The organism is Azonexus sp. GW821-FHT04F04 (assembly GCF_059420025.1).
In genome coordinates this window covers 139,076-155,173 of the sequence record NZ_JBWKSX010000010.1, presented here as the reverse complement: position 1 = coordinate 155,173, position 16,098 = coordinate 139,076, and the positions used below count along the sequence as shown (strand labels likewise).

At 57.5% G+C, this 16,098-nt stretch carries 13 protein-coding genes and 1 pseudogene; 7 read left to right on the top strand and 7 right to left on the bottom strand.

Annotated elements, in window-relative coordinates; all coding sequences use genetic code 11:
• The first annotated feature begins 355 nt into the window (after positions 1-355).
• The 3 genes from AC07TV_RS18210 to AC07TV_RS18200 all read left to right on the top strand — a co-directional run bounded on the left by AC07TV_RS18210 (position 356) and on the right by AC07TV_RS18200 (position 5,611).
• Positions 356-3,712 carry an EAL domain-containing protein gene (locus AC07TV_RS18210; RefSeq protein WP_494649785.1) on the top strand — a complete coding sequence of 1,119 codons (3,357 nt, stop codon included), beginning with the start codon at positions 356-358 and terminating at the stop codon, positions 3,710-3,712.
• Between the two features lie 863 nt (positions 3,713-4,575).
• On the top strand, positions 4,576-5,271 hold the full coding sequence (locus AC07TV_RS18205) for a hypothetical protein (protein ID WP_494649784.1): 696 nt from the start codon (positions 4,576-4,578) through the stop codon (positions 5,269-5,271).
• Between the two features lie 13 nt (positions 5,272-5,284).
• A complete protein-coding gene (locus AC07TV_RS18200; RefSeq protein ID WP_494649783.1) occupies positions 5,285-5,611 on the top strand; it encodes a hypothetical protein in 327 nt (108 codons plus the stop codon).
• Between the two features lie 15 nt (positions 5,612-5,626).
• On the opposite strand, the pseudogene AC07TV_RS18195 reads toward AC07TV_RS18200, so the two are convergent.
• The 5 genes and pseudogenes from AC07TV_RS18195 to AC07TV_RS18175 all read right to left on the bottom strand — a co-directional run.
• A pseudogene (locus tag AC07TV_RS18195) lies at positions 5,627-5,761 on the bottom strand (HU family DNA-binding protein); the annotation flags it as partial.
• Positions 5,762-5,884: 123 nt separating this feature from the next.
• Positions 5,885-6,379 carry a Dps family protein gene (locus AC07TV_RS18190; protein ID WP_494649782.1) on the bottom strand — a complete coding sequence of 165 codons (495 nt, stop codon included), beginning with the start codon at positions 6,377-6,379 and terminating at the stop codon, positions 5,885-5,887.
• Positions 6,380-6,413: 34 nt separating this feature from the next.
• Entirely contained in the window at positions 6,414-7,295 is an 882-nt protein-coding gene (locus tag AC07TV_RS18185) for a ZIP family metal transporter (protein ID WP_494649781.1), read from the bottom strand.
• An 82-nt stretch (positions 7,296-7,377) separates the two neighbouring features.
• On the bottom strand, positions 7,378-8,817 hold the full coding sequence (locus AC07TV_RS18180; protein ID WP_494649780.1) for a catalase: 1,440 nt from the start codon (positions 8,815-8,817) through the stop codon (positions 7,378-7,380).
• Between the two features lie 499 nt (positions 8,818-9,316).
• Positions 9,317-10,729: a DUF2314 domain-containing protein gene (locus tag AC07TV_RS18175; protein ID WP_494649779.1), complete on the bottom strand. Its 1,413-nt coding sequence runs from the start codon at positions 10,727-10,729 to the stop codon at positions 9,317-9,319.
• Positions 10,730-10,810: 81 nt separating this feature from the next.
• Between AC07TV_RS18175 and AC07TV_RS18170 the strand changes: the two genes are divergently transcribed.
• Positions 10,811-11,347, top strand: a complete 537-nt coding sequence (locus AC07TV_RS18170; protein ID WP_494649778.1) for an HD domain-containing protein — start codon at positions 10,811-10,813, stop codon at positions 11,345-11,347.
• Here AC07TV_RS18170 and AC07TV_RS18165 read toward each other — a convergent pair.
• Positions 11,311-11,484, bottom strand: coding sequence for a hypothetical protein (locus tag AC07TV_RS18165; RefSeq protein WP_494649777.1), 174 nt, complete (start codon positions 11,482-11,484; stop codon positions 11,311-11,313). The two genes, AC07TV_RS18170 and AC07TV_RS18165, sit on opposite strands and share 37 nt — an antisense overlap.
• Positions 11,485-11,731: 247 nt before the next feature.
• Here AC07TV_RS18165 and AC07TV_RS18160 point away from each other — a divergent pair, with 247 nt between their 5' ends.
• The 3 genes from AC07TV_RS18160 (at position 11,732) to AC07TV_RS18150 (ending at position 15,174) form a co-directional block, all read left to right on the top strand.
• Positions 11,732-12,076, top strand: coding sequence for a helix-turn-helix domain-containing protein (locus AC07TV_RS18160; protein WP_494649776.1), 345 nt, complete (start codon positions 11,732-11,734; stop codon positions 12,074-12,076).
• Positions 12,073-13,344: a type II toxin-antitoxin system HipA family toxin gene (locus AC07TV_RS18155; RefSeq protein WP_494649775.1), complete on the top strand. Its 1,272-nt coding sequence runs from the start codon at positions 12,073-12,075 to the stop codon at positions 13,342-13,344. The genes AC07TV_RS18160 and AC07TV_RS18155 overlap by 4 nt, the downstream gene beginning before the upstream one ends.
• 375 nt (positions 13,345-13,719) lie before the next feature.
• A complete protein-coding gene (locus tag AC07TV_RS18150) occupies positions 13,720-15,174 on the top strand; it encodes an aminoacyl-histidine dipeptidase (protein ID WP_494649774.1) in 1,455 nt (484 codons plus the stop codon).
• Between the two features lie 71 nt (positions 15,175-15,245).
• Here the strand turns inward: AC07TV_RS18150 and AC07TV_RS18145 are convergent, their stop codons facing one another.
• A complete protein-coding gene (locus AC07TV_RS18145) occupies positions 15,246-16,097 on the bottom strand; it encodes a spermine/spermidine synthase domain-containing protein (protein ID WP_494649773.1) in 852 nt (283 codons plus the stop codon).
• Position 16,098: the final 1 nt, after the last annotated feature.

Genomic DNA, 16,098 nt, shown 5'->3' with positions numbered 1-16,098 from the left:
CTTGGCAGGCGATTCCCATCGCCCATTGAAGCAGAGATTTCACTTAACCGGATGTCCTGATTCGCGGAGCCACCTCTGGCCTCCATGCGCCACCGTGCAGCTTATTTGATGAGGAAAGAAAATGTGGGTGCATCCGATCATTCAACGTCGCACCGGATAGGTTGGCGGGCCGCCGGGCGCGATCCGGGTTGCTTCCGGCAACTGCCAGCCCGCGCTCTGGGGTCCGGTGTCAAGCATCCTTGACAGAACAGATAGCCGTTGTTGCCTCACGAAGCAAATCTCCTGGTCGGTCCGGTACACGGATTGAAGCTATTTTTGCGATCCAGCTGCCCCATTGCGCAAAACGGAAAGTCTCATGACACTGCAGCCGCGTTTCGAAACCAAGGTACTCGTCGCATTCATTGCAGCAATGCTTGTGGTGATCGCCCTGGCAACGATGACCTGGAAGGTAGCGGACGACGCCGCTAGTGCTGCACAGACGGTCGAGCACACCCATGCGGTACTCAACAATCTAGCCCGTACTCGTGGCTACACGCTGCAGATCGAGTTGACCACCCAAAGCTTCCGATTGACCGGCGATCCGGCTAATCTCGTCGAACGCAACGCAGCCATTGCGGAACGAGAAAACACACTGGAGCATATCCGGCAGTTGACGGTCGACAACGCCCGCCAACAACAACGCTGGACGGAGTTGCGTGAAATTACGAACCGGCGCCTGGCCATCTCGCGGCAGATTGAATTGCTGCGCAAGACGCAGGGTCAGGGTGCCGCTGATGCCTACGTGGCCACCGCACCGCTACGTGCCACGCGCACCCGCACCTACGAGTTGCTCAGCGAGATGGATGCGGAGGAGCGGCGACTGCTGACCGAGCGCGAAGCAGGGTATGCGCAGGCGCGCCGAATGCTGGTGGTTGCCGGCGCCTTGGTGGCGGCGTTGCTGGCCGCCTTGCTCAGTGCGACCTATGCCTTGATCCGCCAACAACTGCGCGAGACCGAAGCCAGCCAACGCGCATTGGCCGACAGCGAGGAAAGCCTGTCCACCACCCTGCACTCGATCGGCGATGCGGTGATGGCGACCGATACCGCAGGGCGCATTACACGCATGAATCCGGTCGCCGAGCAACTCTCCGGTTGGTCGATCTCCCAGGCGCAGGGGCGCCCAGTGGACGAGGTGTTCCGCATTATCAGCGAGCGGACCCGCGAGCCTGCCGAAATACCGGTCGCCAAGGTACTGACCACGGGCGAAACCCAGGGACTTGCCAACCATACCGCGCTGATCGCACGTGACGGTACCGAGCATCCCATCGCCGACAGCGCCGCTCCGATCCGGGACACCCAGGGGAGGTTGCGCGGCGTGGTGCTTGTCTTCCGCGACGTCTCCACCGAACGCAAGGCCGAACACATTATTCACGAACAAAATGCCCTGCTGGAAGCTGATGTGCGGGAGCGCACCGCAAGATTGCAGGAAAGTGAAGATCATCTGCATAGCGTGATCAGCGCCGTGCCGGCCCTGATTGCCTTTGTCAATGCAGAGCGGCGCTATGTCTACGTCAATGACCAGTACCGTGCGCGCTTCGCGCCCGGTCGCGAGGACATCACAGGCTGCACGGTCGAGGAAATTCTCGGTGAAGAGCGCTATGCCGTGGCCTGCCCGCTGATCAGCAAGGTACTGGCCGGCCAGGCCCAAGGCTACGACTGGCAACCCTTTCCCGGGGTCTGGCAAACCATTCGCTACATGCCCAAGTACAACGCCGACGGAACGATTGCGGGGTATTACGTACTGGGTACGGATATCACCGAACGCAAGCACTTCGAAGAACGTATCCAGACACTCAACACCGAACTCGAGCAGCGCGTTCGGGAACTGGAGCACGTCAGTCGCGCCCTGCGTACCTTGAGTGCGGGGAACCGCACCATGTTGCGCGCCAACGAGGAGCAGAGCCTGCTGGAAAGCATGTGTCAAGCGATCGTCACCGCCGGTGGCTACGGCATGGCCGTCGTCTGGTATTGCGGCGAAAATGCCAACCCGGCCTTGCGTCCCATGGCCGAATGCGGCTACCCAGGCGGGATGGCGGCTCTCCGCCTGTTTGGTCTGAGCCTGACTGATAGCGCGCTGGGCCAAGGCGTGACGTCAACTGCCATCCGCCACGGGGAAGTCCGCCTGGTTCGCAACATGCGATCCGATCCAAACTATGCCCCCTGGCAGGACAAACTCCATGGCGCGACGTCCGGCTTGTCCTGCCCTTTGCGCGTCGGTGGGGAAATCATCGGCGCCTTGTCCATTTATGATCCTGAACCCGATTCGTTCGATGATGACGAGATCGCGCTGCTGACGGAATCCGCCGACGATCTGGCCTTCGGGCTTGCCACCTTGCGCACCCGGGCGGAACAGGAGCGCGTCCAGGCGGCGATGCACCACATGATGCGCCACGATGCACTCACCGGCCTGCCCAACGTAGTCGAGTTCACGGAAGCCCTCGTCGCTGCCATTGAAGACAGTTCATCGCCCAGGGTCCCCTTGGTGGCGCTGCAGCTCAACATCGAACGTCTCGGCGAGATCAACGACGTGCTTGGCTCCGCCCACGGCGATCAGATCGTGCGCGACTTCGGGCAACGCTTGCGCGAAAGCGCGCCTGCCTCCGCCGTCGTCGCCCGACTGCGTGGTGATGAATTTGGCGTTCTGGCACCAGCCCAAGACACTGCTGCGGCAATGGCCGTCGCCGACAATTTGGAACTGGGCCTGGCCCGCCCGTTCCCGGTTGCCGATATCGAGCTCGAGGTCACCGCCAAAACCGGCATCGCACTGTACCCCGCCCACGGATCGACTGCCCAGGAGTTGCTGCGCCGGATGGGCAAGGCTCTCTATCAGGCCAAATCGCGTGGCGTGGACCGGTGTCTCTTCGAGCCTACCCAGCATCAGGATCAGGTCGAGCGACTAAACCTGGCTGGCGAGCTTCGCCGGGCCATCGAGGGCGGCCAACTGAGGGTCTATCTGCAACCTAAAGTCGGCTTTGCGAGCGGACAGGTATGCGGCTCGGAGGCCTTGGTACGCTGGCAGCATCCTCGCCGCGGTCTGCTACCACCGGCTCTGTTCATCGGCCTGGCGGAACAGACGGGTCTGATCAAGCCGTTGACGGAATGGCTGATCGTTGCCGTCCTCGACCTGCTACGAGACTGGCAGGCAAATGACTGTGCCTTGCCGATAGCCATCAATCTTTCGACGCGTAATTTCCGCGACGAACACTTGTTCGACAAGTTCCATCATTGGCAGTTCGAGCGAGGCGTAAGCCGCGGCTTGCTGGAGGTGGAGATTACCGAGAGCGCGGTCATGGAGGATGCCGAGTACGCGTTGCGTGTTCTGCACGCCTTGCGCAGCGAAGGCATCCCCCTCTACGTGGATGACTTCGGCACAGGTTACTCGTCGCTGAGTTACTTGCAAAAGCTCCCGGTCGACTACATCAAGATTGACCAATCGTTCGTTGCCGCCATGTCCGACAACCGGGACTCCGCCATGATCGTGCGATCGACCATCGATCTGGTACACGATCTGGGCCGCAAGACGGTGGCTGAAGGCGTGGAAACGCGGGAGCACTGGGAACAGCTCTCGGACTTGGGCTGCGACATTGCGCAGGGATATTTCATCGCCAGGCCGATGCCTGCCGAAGAATTTCAGCGCTGGGTTGCGGATTTTAGCCATCCGGGAATCGAATAATTTGTGTTGGGGTTGGACGATTGAACGTAAGGAAGAGCCCCCAAGCGATTCCGGTAAGAGCGATACCTTCATTAGGTGCCAGGAATTTTAGTGGCCGATCAGAGCACAAACTGGCCATTGAAATTCAGTTTCCCGCATCAATATGGGGAGTCTCCGGGAATGGCAGCCCCTCGAGCTTGATCAATTCGTCACGATCTCTCGAACCGAATGGTGAGCACAAGGAGAAATGAGCGACAAAACATTGCTGGGGTTTTGTGGAGAGGCCATAAAAAGACATACCTTGGAAGGCATGCATCGCTGACAGCGACTGTTTCCTAGGCGTAGCGACCGACTAACGGAGTGAAAGAAGTGGAATACGAAGAAGCTGTGGTGATCTATCGCAGTCGCGAAACTGGGAAAGGCACGGGGCTGCCACTTGAGGAACCATGCGAGCATCTGAGTGCCCTCGTAAATTCTGTCTGGTACCTGCGTAACGAACGCGGCCTCATCGCGAAGGTGGGAACGACTTGTGCAAATGGCACTCCACTCCGCCAAACGATCATTCCCAATGACTGATCTCGCACCGCATTTGGAAAAACGAATTGACAGAGGTCATTGCTGTCCAACGCCCCGGCAAAAATGGCGCTATTTCTATAGCCATCAGCCGCCTCAATCCATCCTTCAGCCCGTCCGAGCGTCCTGTATACGCAATTGGTGCTAGAAAAAACAAATCGGCTGCAACGTCGGCAGATGCTATGTCTGCTGACATGCGTGCCTGAGCGCTCAGTTGCGTGCTATTACCACTCAAAACCCCAATGTCATTGCGGACCAAATTATCATTACATATCCGGCCTGATGGGGCTGTCGAAAAACTGAAGATTTCCATGAACGCTAAACAAAATTCACTGCTTGACAGTGGCATGGCGCTAGCTGCCATAACGGCATTCTTGTATTGCGCGAGTACTGCCTATACCGGAGGATTCCTTGGCCCACTCGGCCTCGATGGCGATGTCCTTGACCGCAACCTTCAGCAAATCCTGTATCACGGTTTTCTGATTTCATTCGGATCGGCCCTTCTCGCTTTGATCGCATATGTACTCTGCAGGTTTTTATATTCGCATGCGGTTTTGCCCGGAATTAACGATAAGTTGCGAAAGAACTGGAAACTGAAACGTCAGTTTCTAAGGCTGAAGCATCACTGGACGGGGAAGCGAAAAGACTCGGCAATTGAACTGCGTGAGAAGCAACACTCGAAAACGTTTGCCGTGCTCGCTGCTGTCTTCTTCGTGCTCATTTTTTTACTGGTATATTTCGAATTCAAGGGCAGAGAAGCCGCCGCTCTCGTTCGGACAAAGCTTGAAAGCAAGTCGTTCCTCGAACACGAGATGATTACGGTAGTCATCAACGGGCAAGCGCAGAAGCTTCTCTATTTGACATGTGGGGCGCGAAACTGCGCGGGCGTAGATCCCGGAACGAGGATCGTCCAGTACTTTCCACAAAATGGTCATTCATATGTTCTGCCGGTTCTGCCGGAGGCAAAAATGAAGGAACCGGCAAGTCAAAAAGCGCCATCGAAGTGAGTTGGTCAGCCATGTGCAATTTCGCACCATCGTCCGCTCTGCGGACACTGCCATCCTCTTGCTGGCGATCATTCTTGCCTGGCCGGCAGCTCCTCTTCAGGCATTTTTGGCGCGATTGCTCATCGCGGTGCCGATAATGGCGCTCCTCCTCGTCAATGTCCCGCCGGACTTTGTCGGGGTGATGCAGGATTTCAGGGAATATCTTCCGACAGCAAACGTTACACCGTTGGTTTACTGGAACGACTTCCTGCAAACCGGTGGGCCGTTGGCGCTGGCGATAGTAGCCGGCATTCTCGTGGTGTCGGCTGCCGATCGATGTATGCGTGCGTTTGAACGGTAGTTGATGCCGCCGTTATTACTCCGTCGGGTGTCGCACGATGTCACGTAATGCGTTGCCGGGCTTGAAGTGCGACGTCCATTTCCCGGTGATGGCCACCGAGGCGCCTGTCTTCGACTTATGACCCGAACGCAGCGTATGATAATTCAGGCAGAAGGTGCAAAATCAGCAGAGATTAACTCGTTCCGATCACGCAGTCTCTCTCTTAATGCAACCCGTCTTCCGAAGCACAACGGGGGGACTTTAGCCCCCGTTATGATTGATGTGTTCCGGAACTTACTCTTCGAGCAAGCTGCGCAGCATCCAGGCTGTTTTTTCATGGATGTCGATACGCTGGGTCAGCACATCGGCTGTTGGTTGATCGTTGGCGGCATCGACAATGGGGAACAATTTGCGCGCCGTGCGGGCTGCTGCTTCCTGGGCTGTGACCAGATGACGAATCATGTCGGTGGCCTTGGGCACGCCATCCACTTCCGGGATCGAGGCCAGCTTCACGAATTCCTTGTAAGTTCCCGGAGCGGGGAAACCCAGCGCACGGATACGTTCGGCAATGATGTCCAGGGCATTCCACTGCTCGGTGTACTGCCCCATGAACATGTTGTGCAGACTGTTGAACTGGGGCCCGGTCACGTTCCAGTGAAAGTTGTGGGTCATCAGATAGAGCGTGTAGCTATCGGCCAGTAGCGCCGACAAGCCCTTGGCAATTTTCTTGCGGTCGGCATCGGTAATGCCGATATCGATGACAGGGGGAAGTGATTTACTGTCTTTCATGTTCGATTTTCCTTTTCTGGTTTAGTGAGAGTGATCAGCCCAACGTGGTGTCCAGCACCATCATCAGGGCAAAGCCGGCCATCAGGCCGAGGGTGGCGCTCGTCTGATGGCCGTTACGATGTGTCTCGGGGATGACTTCGTGTGAAACCACAAAGATCATGGCTCCCGCCGCCAGCCCCAGACCGATCGGATACGCCAGCGCCAAGCCACCGGCCAAGCCTACGCCGAGCAAAGCGCCCACCGGTTCGAGCAGACCACTGGCCGCAGCAATCAGTACCGAATAGCCCGGCGCAACGCCGGCACTGCGCAGGGCAAGTGCAACGGCGAGTCCTTCGGGAATGTCCTGCAATGCGATGGCGGTGGTGAGCGGCAAGCCTACACCCATGTCCCCTTGAGAAAAGCTGACACCGATCGCCATGCCTTCGGGCAGGTTGTGCAGGGCGATGGCAAAGACGAACAGCCAGACGCGACCACAGATTTCGTAGCCCGGTCCGCAGGGCCCCGTCGTTTCATGCTCGTGCGGCGTGAACTCATCCAGACCCAGCATGAGCAAAACCCCCAGTGCCATCCCGAAGACAACGACTGCCGCACCGGTGCCCCGATTGCCGAGCAGCGACTCACCGGCTTCGAGTCCGGGCAAAAGCAAGGAAAAGGCGCTGGCGGCGAGCATCATGCCCGCCGCCAAGCCCAGCATGCTGTCTTCGACACGTTGTGGCATGCTGCGCATGAGCAATGCCGGCAAGGCGCCCAGTGCCGTGGTCGCAAAACCTGCCACACCACCGTAGAGCGCCAGGCGCAAGCCTGGCGCAGCATTGCCGGCAAGCACCTGGGTAATGCTTTGCCCGAACAGGACGATTACGCCGAGCAAGGCAAGCGCCAATCCCATTGCTACCAGTTTGTGCTGCTGCGCATGCATACGCTGCAGCACAAACCAAGAGGGGCGGGAAGCAAGCCCGTTCAGAGCAATTGTTTGGCCTCGGTCCATCGGCAATCCTGGTTCAAGCCATCATGCCCAGCGCCTTGGCAACACCGGCACCATAAGCCGGGTCGCACTTGGTACAGTTCATGATGTGGCGACGCTTGATTTCTTCAGGCGCATCGCCCATGGCGCGGGCGGTGTTGTCGAACAGACGCTGTTGCTCGTCCGGCCTCATCAGGCGGAACAGGGCGCGCGGCTGGCTGTAATAGTCGTCATCGTCCTCGCGGAAGTTCCAGTGATCGGCTGCGCCGTTGATCGCCAGCGGTGGCTCACGGAAATCCGGTTGTTCCTGCCATTCGTTGTAACTGTTCGGCTCATAGCCCAGCGTCGAGCCATAGTTGCCATCGGTGCGCATCTGACCGTCACGGTGGTAACTGTGCATCGGGCAGCGCGGGGCGTTGACCGGAATGTGTCCGTGGTTGACCCCCAGGCGATAGCGCTGGGTGTCGCCATAGGAGAACAGGCGGCCTTGCAGCATCTTGTCGGGGGAGAAGCCGATGCCAGGTACGACATTGGCCGGATTGAAGGCGGCTTGTTCGACATCGGCGAAGTAGTTGTCGGGATTGCGGTTGAACTCGATGACACCCACCTCGATCAGCGGATAGTCCTTGTGCGGCCAGACCTTGGTCAGGTCGAACGGATGGTAGGGTACCTTCTCGGCATCCGCCTCCAGCATGACCTGAATGCAGAGCGTCCACTTCGGGAAATCGCCGCGCTCAATGGCCTCGTACAGATCGCGTTGGTGCGTTTCACGGCACTTGCCGACGGCGGCTTCCGCCTCGGCATCGGTCAGATTCTTGATGCCCTGCTGGGTGCGCCAGTGGAACTTGACCCAGAAACGCTCATTCTGAGCGTTGATGAGGCTGAAGGTGTGCGAGCCGAAGCCATGCATGTGGCGGTAACTGGCCGGAATGCCGCGATCGGACATGACCACGGTGACTTGATGCAAGGCTTCGGGTAACGAGGTCCAGAAGTCCCAGTTGTTGCCTGCGCTGCGCAGGTTGGTGCGCGGGTCGCGCTTAACTGCGTGATTGAGATCCGGAAATTTCAGCGGGTCGCGCAGGAAGAACACCGGGGTGTTGTTGCCGACCAGATCCCAGTTACCTTCCTCGGTGTAGAACTTGATCGCAAAGCCGCGAATATCCCGTTCGGCATCCGCCGCACCACGCTCGCCCGCCACCGTAGACATGCGGGAAAACAGGTCGGTCTTCTTGCCGATCTGGCTGAAAATCTTGGCCCGGCTATACCGTGTAATGTCGTTGGTCACGGTGAAGGTGCCAAAAGCACCCGACCCTTTGGCATGCATACGGCGCTCGGGTATGACCTCGCGGTCGAAGTGCGCCAGCTTTTCCAGGAACCAGACATCCTGAAGCAATTGCGGACCGCGTGGCCCTGCAGTCATGACATTCTGGTTATCGACCACCGGACAGCCGGCAGCTGTCGTGAGTTTCTTATCCATGTTCGCTCTCCGTATCTTGTTTCAGTTTCAACAAAACGACATTCCTCGCGGGAAATTGGGGCGCAAACTGGAAACAACACCGTCACCCTGAAACGAGGAAAGTGGCTGGCTGGCGGATGGCTGGCTTGTCGGGAAACTGCAGCAACAATCCATTAGGATTTGCTACTGCATCCACTCTAGCTATGGATTTCGCAGGAAACAAGGTCATAAACAGGCACATTCACGGCAATAAACGCTTTGCCACCGACTAATGCATGCCGTGTTGACGTGTATCAATAAGTGCTTGGCTGCAAATGGGCTTTTCATGAAGCCTTGTTCGTGGAGTAGCTACAGACCAATCCCAAGGTTGGCTTGCGCCTGCAACTCGTCGGTCACCGTAATTTTCTATCTAACTGCAGTTCAGCCATTGGCGATATTCCGATTTCCAATAAGTTAGCGGTGGCATAGTAACAGTCAGCTCCATTCAGACTGAATAAGTAACAGGCTTTAATCTGACCAACTACTTCAATAGTTTTGACGTCTCATTACCTGCGGTGCGGCCATCCGGAAAGACGCGAAGATAATCAAAAAGGTCTGATTGGTGAGCGCCAACCATCTGTCCAGCTTTTAGCCCAGGGACGTTACGCGGATCACTGCGGAGCATCCCTTTGATCTGATCCCCAGTCCATTCGGTGACCTCGATCCACATCCATTCCCGACCGTTATCGCGGGTGGTGAAGGGCGCCTTAACAAGCAGATGCTCACCGGGCGTGAGTCCGCTCAGAAAGGCTTTCTGTAAGGCCGGCAATTGAGCGCGGGCATGTGCGCTCGCGGCACGTAGGGCTGCATCATGCTTGGTGTACACCACTTCATCCGGTTCAGCACCAAAAACGGCAATAACAAAATTGGTCTGGTGCTCGGTGACATCACGTCCGGGATAAGAATCAAAGCTCAAGACTGCTAGTGCATTGGCTGGATCCCCCGCCTCCGCCACGGTTTCCAGCAAACGCAGCCTTCCTTCTCCTTTGCCACCGGATAGGATGCCCTCCGACAGGCTGTTGCGTATTCCAACATGACGTAAGCCAGCGATCTTCAAATATAGCGCTCCCTTGTCATCGGGCGGGCCTGCCTCGACAAGTTGTTGGGCCAGAGCGTTGATCGTATTGCCTAAAGGACGATTGAGAGACCAGACACTATCGTTGATTACTAGGTCAGGCAGACCAAGTCGTGCCATGCCCAAAGAGATGGCACGGGTACGTCCGGCATTGTTGTAGGCATGAATTACGATCTGCTTGGATACGTTAGGGATTCCGCCTTCCCACGTTCTTAGGCGATTCTTTTCCCATGCTTCTGGAGTGAAAGCTTCGCGGGTCTCGTCATCCCAAATTATCGCGTCTTCCTGCTTTGCCAATTCGAGGATGAATTCTTCAGCACGCCGTAACCCTGAGGTTTTCTGTTGCGAAGGATGTGCGAAGCCAAGGATTAGTGCACGAGGTGCCTTTTGAAGCGCCAATGCTTGTTCTTGGCTCAGCCCGCGTCCAAAGTAGCGCAGAGAGTCAATTGACGGTGGCGCATACTCCTTTGCTACGTTGCTGCTGAAATTTGCGCTTAACAAGGCTTGGCTTTGTGCCGTCTTGTCGAGCTTGTCCACGATTTTCAACGCGAAACGCTTGTCCGCAGCCAAGGTACGGGCCGCTTTCGCAGGATCAGTGGCCGGTATCTTCAAATAGTACAGACCGATGGCAAAGCCCACCGCCTTTCGCTGCCAGGCTTCAGCCGGGAAGGGCTGACCGGGTGCTGCATGGGCCAAATTCAGGAAGAGCAGACCTACGACAATGAATTTGATTCGACTAAGTAACATTACGATTCGTCGCGTGAGTATTCCGAAGGAGAGGCTGAACGTGCCCAATGTGCCGGAATAGTCTATCAGCATTTTCTTTCGGGCATTTCAGGGTGAATCCCAGGCTTTCAGCCCGGTTATGCCGAACTCGGCGCTGAGGACTAGAATTGCCCCATGAACAAGATACTCGCTGCCATCGCCTTCGCCGCCGACAAACACCGCAACCAGCGCCGCAAGGACGCGGCGGCCTCGCCCTACATCAACCATCCTATTGCACTGGCCAATGTCCTGGCCAACGAGGCCGGGATCGACGATGAACGGGTGCGGATTGCTGCCATTCTGCACGACACCGTTGAAGATACCGAGACCACGGTACAGGAACTGGTCCGGCAATTCGGTCAGGAGATCGCCGATATTGTTCTCGAAGTCACCGACGACAAATCACTCCTCAAGGCCGAAAGAAAACAACAGCAGATAGATCATGCGCCGAGCATTAGTCGACGCGCCAAGCTGGTCAAACTGGCCGACAAGATATGCAATCTCCGCGACATCGCCAGTTCACCTCCGGCAGGTTGGTCCTTGCGCCGCAAGCAGGACTACTTCGACTGGGCAAAAGCGGTTATTGATGGATTGCGCGGCGTCCACCCATCCCTGGAATTCATTTTCGACACTGCCTACAAGGCCCGTCCGACCAAGGCACCCGAAGGCTGATCATGCAAATTGCCATCGAATCCGTTATTCAGCTCTTGCACGAAACCAGCCATGGCGTGCTGAGTATCCTCGGGCGGAATGGCTTCCGAATCCTTGAGCAGGGCAACGAGTTCGGTGTCCGATATCAGGGACAGCACTCGGACGGATCCTGCCGCCGGTTTGCCCTTCCTTCCCTCCGCTTGGAGGAAAACCACCTTGGCCCCGGGGGCCAGGGGTTTCGGAGGGGAAAGTGACTGGGTGCGGTGGAAGTACAGGTCGCCGCCCGGCGCGGATATGAAAACATATTTGCAAATACGTATATTTTGACTAAATATATACGTAATAACGTATATAAATTGTGCTTTGTCTATTGGTGTTATATACGGTTTATCGTATATTTGTTCCATGAAAAATACCCTAAAGCGAATCAAGAACCCTGAGAGCCTGGAGCGACTGGGCAAGCAGTTACGCTCGCTGCGCGAGCAGGCACGCGTTGCTCAGGGCAAGGTGCGGGGCATGCGCCAGGCGACCGTTTCGAAGATCGAGAACGGCGGTGATGTCACACTCGACACCTTCATTTCTTATGCGGCCTCACTCGGTCTGGAAGTTGCCTTGGTGCCGATTGGTCAGGCCATGGGACATGGAAACTTGCCGTCGCTATCCGGTGCCTGGAATGGCTCTTCGACGCCCCGGGCAAACATGCCGGTCGATCTGCTCACCGAGTTCAATGATCTGAAGGATGAAGAATGAGCACTGTCAGCACCCTTGAGGTGCGCCTGAACGATCTGCTGGTCGGCTACATCACACACTATCCAGACGAGAAAACGACCTTTGTCGTTGATGAAGGCTATATCGAATATGGTGAAAATCGCCCGATTCTTTCCCTGTCGCTGGCTCGTCCTGGTGACGAGGAATCGACCCGTGCGCTCCTCGTGGATGACCGGCACAAATCTGCTTCGGTTAAAGCCCCTCCATTCTTCTCGAACCTGTTGCCTGAGGGCGGTTTGCGCAAGAGCATTGCGCAGCGCCTCAAGGTGCACGAGGACCGCGAGTTTCTGCTGCTCTCGGCGCTCGGCGAGGATCTGCCCGGAGCGGTCATCCTGACCTCCGTCGATACACCCAACCACCTGAGGCGTCGCCGCAGTGGTGCCGCTGTCGCCCCGACGGCCGACGACCTTCATGAATTGAAGTTCTCCCTCGGCGGCATGCAGATGAAGTTCTCGATGCTGCGTCAGGGCGAACGCTTCACCTTGGTTGGTGGTAAGAAGCTCGGCAACTACATCGTGAAACCACCTTCCAACGACTTCGAGGCTCTACCAATGGTCGAGGCTGCCACGATGGAGACGGCCCGCGCCGCTGGCATGGACGTGCCAGCGGTACAACTGCTGGCCCCGGACAGGATTCAGGGGCTGCCCAACATGGCTGGCTTCCGTCAGGGCGAGCCGTTTTATGCCATTCGCCGCTTCGACCGGCCGGATGGCGGGCGTATTCATTTTGAGGACTTCGCTCAGGTCTTCAACCTGCGTACCCACCAAAAGTATGGGCGGGTCAATTACGATATGATTGGCCGGACATTGCTTCTCTATGCAGGCGGCCTCGCGGATTTGAAAGAGATGGCTCGGCGCTTGGTGTTCAACGTAGTGATGGGCAATGGTGATGCACATATCAAAAACTGGTCGCTTATCTACGACAACCCGCTACGCCCCCGATTAGCGCCCGCCTACGATCTAGTGTCGACCGTGGCGTACACCACCCACGATACCTCAGTTGCTTTGAATATGGCAGGTGTGAAGCTCTTCCGGGTTATCACGCTCGATACCTTCGCTGCGCTCTTTACCCGAATTGGCATCGTCGATCAGGTGCGCGAGGAGGTTATGGAAGAGGTGATGAGTACTGGGCGTCGGGTGCTGGAAATATGGCGAAGACAGTTTCAGGCGACCGGTGTACCTGAGCAGTTCATCCACCAAGTCGAGGCGCATCAGGCTGAGTTACCTCTGCTGAAAGGGCTGCATGTTTGACAGAGCACGAGTGGGGATCCTCATGACAGCCGCGTAATGCAGGAGGTGTGGTCATTCGCAAGAAGGCCTACGTCGACAAGGAGTTTGTTACAGCATTGAGTATTCTTGAAAGTGGGTACAGCGGAAGTTCATCTCCCAATTGATCCGTAGCGAGATGAGTGTGACGCTCTTGTCCAATCTGACTGGTAAAATAGTCGAACTCGGCACACCGCTTAAATGCGTTGGTACTTTTGTTGGTATATTTAAGAATAAACTTTCGGTGTTCGTTTATATTTCTATGTTCTGGAGCGATGTTCGAGCCCCATCAGTGCCCCAGAATTTAACCCCCGCACACCGCAAGGTCTGCGGGGGTTTTCACTTTTGGAGTTCTGCAACGTGACTAACTCAGTGTTTTCCGGTCTGCAACCAGCGACCGTTTGGGACCATTTTGCAACGCTGTGCGCGATGCCGCGGGCTTCGAAGGCGGAGGCCGGGCTGCGCGACTCCCTTCTGCAGTGGGCCTTGGCGCGCGGTCTGGGGGCTGTGGGCGACGCTGCCGGCAATCTGATTGTCAGCAAGCCGGCGAGTGCTGGTGGCGAGGGGCGGCCGGGTGTCGTGCTACAGGCGCATCTCGACATGGTTTGCCAGAAGAATGCTGATAGCGGGCATGATTTTTCTCGTGATCCGATTGTTCCTGAGTTGCGCGATGGTTGGCTGGTGGCCGAAAAAACGACGCTGGGGGCCGATAACGGGATTGGTGTGGCGCTGATTCTGGCGGCGCTTGAGGATGAAAGTCTTGTTCATGGGCCGCTCGAAGCCCTGCTGACGGTCGATGAAGAGGCCGGCATGGGCGGGGCGCGGGGTCTGGAGGCGGGTGTTCTGCAGGGACGGCTGATGCTCAATCTGGATACCGAGGAATGGGGCGAGTTCTATCTGGGCTGCGCTGGCGGGCTGGATGTCAATGTCGAACGCTGTGGCATGGAAGAGCCTGTTCCGGCTGGATTCGAGGTGGTCCGGATCGCCTTGCGCGGCCTGCGCGGCGGGCATTCCGGCGTCGATATCCATGAGGAGCGAGGCAACGCGATCAAGCTGCTGGTCCGCGTGTTGCGTGAGTTGGAGGAGGTGACGCCGCTTCGGCTGGTCGATCTGGTCGGCGGCTCGGCGCGCAATGCCTTACCGCGCGAGGCGGTGGCGACAGTGGCCGTGCCCGGTGGTCGGGGTGGGCGCTTGGCGGGATGGCTGGCCGGGATGGAAGCCAGCTTGCGAGCGGAATTGCGTGGGATCGATGAGGGTTTGAGTCTCACGGTTTCGGTGGCTGAAGCGACGCAGGTCATGGCGGCAGCAGAGCAGGAAATCTGGCTAGGATCGCTGCACGCAGCGCCGCATGGCGTGCGGAGGATGAGCCGGCAGGTGCCGGGCGTGGTCGAGACGTCGAACAATCTGGGCATGGTCAACCTGCACCCGAATGGTGGCTCGTGCAACTTTATGGTGCGTTCGCTGATCGGGAGCGGCAGTCTGGCGCTGGCCGATGAAATTGTCAGCTTGTGGGCGCTGAGCGGAACGCAGGCTGAAAAATCGGGTTTTTATCCGGGCTGGGCGCCGAATCCGACGTCTGAATTACTCAAATTGTGTCAGTCGGTCTATCGGCGCGATTTTGCGGTGGATTCGAAGGTTCAGGTCATTCATGCCGGGCTGGAGTGCGGCATCATCGGCGACAAGTATCCGGGGATGGATATCGTTTCCTTCGGCCCGACCATCCGTGGGGCGCATGCGCCGGGCGAGCGGGTCGAGATTGCGTCGGTCGAGCAGTGCTGGCGTCTGCTGCGGGCGATTTTGACGGAAATTCGGTAGCCCTCGCATCGGGAGGCGGGCCAAAATCATTTCAATTTTGGCCCTTTTTTCCGGTTGACCGTGGAAGTGGCCTAGCGGCGCCGAATCGCCTCGCGGCGGGCCAGCCCGAGCTTGGTCGAGCGTTCCATCTTTTGCACGAAGGCCGGGAAGTCGAGGCCGAACTTGGCGCGTAGCTCCTTGGCGTAGTTGTGCAGCCAGCGCCAGCGTGGCTCGAAATGACGTTCCTTGAAAGCGTAGAGGATGTGGTTGCCGTCGTCCGGGACCGAAATCACGATGACCTGGTCGTCGAAGACGTGCATCGCTTCGCCGATCAGTCCGGCGTAGGTTTCCTTTTCGCCGGCCAGGTTGATGACGAGAACGCCGTTGCCCGAAAGCTTGGCGTAAGCGTTGTCGAAGAATTCGCGGTTGGCCAGGCTGGGCGCGAAGCCGGTTTTGTCGAAGGCGTCGACGAGCAAGGCGTCGATGCCTTTTTCGGTGTTTTCGAGGAATTCGGCACCGTCGGCTTCGAGAATCTGCAGGCGCTCATCGTCGGGCGGCATGAGAAAGGTGTCGCGGAAGGCGATGACGTTGGGGTCAAGTTCGACGGCGGTCAGCTGTGTGCCGGGCATGCGCTGGTAGCAGAACTTGATCAGCGAGCCGCCGCCGAGGCCGATCAACACGATGCGTTTCGGGCGTGGCAGGAAGAGCAGAAAAGCCATCATTTTCTGCGTGTAGCGGATGGCCAGGTCGTGCGGCGCCTTGAGCGACATTTCGCTCTGCATGAGGCGGACGTTGAAATAGAGAAAACGCGATTTGCCGTCATCGATGACGAAAGGCTTGGGGTAGCTTTCGTCGAGCAACTGGGCGCGTAGCTCGCCTTCGCGTGCCCATGATGGCTCATGCATGAGCACGGTGCCCGTTTCGACTTCGAACGGGCTGGGCATT